1 protein-coding gene is annotated in these 1,622 nt (G+C 63.6%); it reads right to left on the bottom strand.

The window, feature by feature from the left end:
* Positions 1 to 159 precede the first annotated feature (159 nt).
* Positions 160 to 1,533: an ISNCY family transposase gene (locus tag DPQ23_RS15150; RefSeq protein ID WP_205961489.1), complete on the bottom strand. Its 1,374-nt coding sequence runs from the start codon at positions 1,531 to 1,533 to the stop codon at positions 160 to 162.
* Positions 1,534 to 1,622: the final 89 nt, after the last annotated feature.

Here is a 1,622-nt window from a genome sequence, read left to right as displayed (position 1 = left end):
TGTTGTCACCAAGTTAATGTGTCGCTGTCGGGGCAATTTAGAAATGTCGCAGTTGGACCCGCCGGAGCATGGCCGGGTCGGGCGGAGACCTCCGCCATCGCAGCCCGGCCCGGCCATGCGGGGAAGCAGGGATCGCCGCTGCTCTGATCGCCTCGACCCTCATTCGGCTGCATGCCGCGCCTGAGCCTGCTCGGCTGCGCGCCGCTCCTGGCGCCTTTCTACCCAACCCTTGTTCCCGCGCCTCGGCTTGCCGGTCGGTTCATAGCGGGTGCGCTGCTTGCCGACAGGTCCGACCTCGGGCGGCGCGGCGTCCTGCTGCACCTGTATGAAGGCAAGCACCTCGCCCAAGCGCTTGTTCTCGGTGATCGACGCGTGGGTGACGCGCTGCTGATGGTGATCATAGGCTCGATAAGGCAGAAGAATGCCTTTCCAGCGGATCTCGAGCCGGCCATCGGCAAAGGCATAGGTCTCGACGTACTGTCCGATCGCGCTACGGGCGTGTTCGCTGTCGTCCAGGATGAACTGCCTGCGATCATAGTGAACGACGAGCTGCTTGCTCAGCTGACGCTGGTCGCGCAGGCACAGGATCTCGGACAGCCTTGACGCTGGCATGTTCAGCGGCCGGTGCAGATCGTCAGGCCGGGCAGGGGACCGGGAGAAACGCAGGTTGTGACGCGCGATGAAGGCGGGCAGGAAGGCATTCCCGGCCGCCATGTCGCCGATACCCTCGAGCCGCAGTTCCTTGACCAGGCGGTCCTGCAGGGTGCGATTGGCACGCTCGACCCGGCCCTTGGCCTGCGAGGAATTGGCGCACAGGATCTCGATGTTGAGTTCGTTCAGCGCTCGGCCGAACTGGGTCATCCCATGGCCGCTGCGCGCCTCGGTGCGATTCACCCGGAAGACGCTGTGCTTGTCCGAATAGAAGGCGACAGGCCGGCCGTGTTCCTGAAGGTAACCCTCCAGCGCCTTGAAATAACCGAAGGTGGTCTCCGAAGGCACAAAGCGCATCTGCATGAGCCGGCCGGTCGCATCGTCGATGAACACGAGCAGCGTGCAGGCCGGAGCACGATCCTCGAACCAGCGATGCTCGGAACCGTCGATCTGGACCAGTTCACCCAAGGCTTCGCGCCGCAGTCGCGGCTGGTGAACCCGCAGGCGTTGTGCGCGGCTCTGCCACAGGCCGGCCGCCATCATCCATTGACGCAGCGTCTCGCTGGAAACCTGGATTCCATGGCGCTCGGCCAGTATCTCGGCCGCCAGTGTCGGCCCGAAATCGGCATAGCTCTCGCGGACCACAGAGAGGATGTAGTCGCGCTTCAGACTGCTGATCCGGTTGTTCGACGGTCGGCCGCGCAGACCATGCCGGACGGCAACAGCGCCATGCTCGCGGATGTCGCGCAACAACCGCTGCACCTGACGCAGGCTCAAGCCGAGCACATTAGCTGCTGTTCTCGATCTCATGCTGCCGTCCAGAACCTGCGCCAGCACCTCAATACGCTGAAGCTCATGCTCGCTCATCAGCACCAGTCCCATCCCGCAGCCCTCACGCTGAACCCCGAAGGTCAGGGTGAGGGCGACAGTTCTACTTTGCCAGACAGCGACAATTCTACTTTGCGTCTACA

It is taken from the genome of Paracoccus endophyticus, assembly GCF_003286075.1.
Classification (GTDB): Bacteria; Pseudomonadota; Alphaproteobacteria; order Rhodobacterales; family Rhodobacteraceae; genus Paracoccus; species Paracoccus endophyticus.
Note: the sequence above shows the minus strand (reverse complement) of the source record. Positions and strands in the feature narration are given on the sequence as shown.

Coding starts and splice junctions, on each gene's coding strand:
- DPQ23_RS15150 (WP_205961489.1), bottom strand. CDS start 1,533: ATGGGACTGGTGCTGATGAGCGAGCATGAGCTTCAGCGTATTGAGGTG.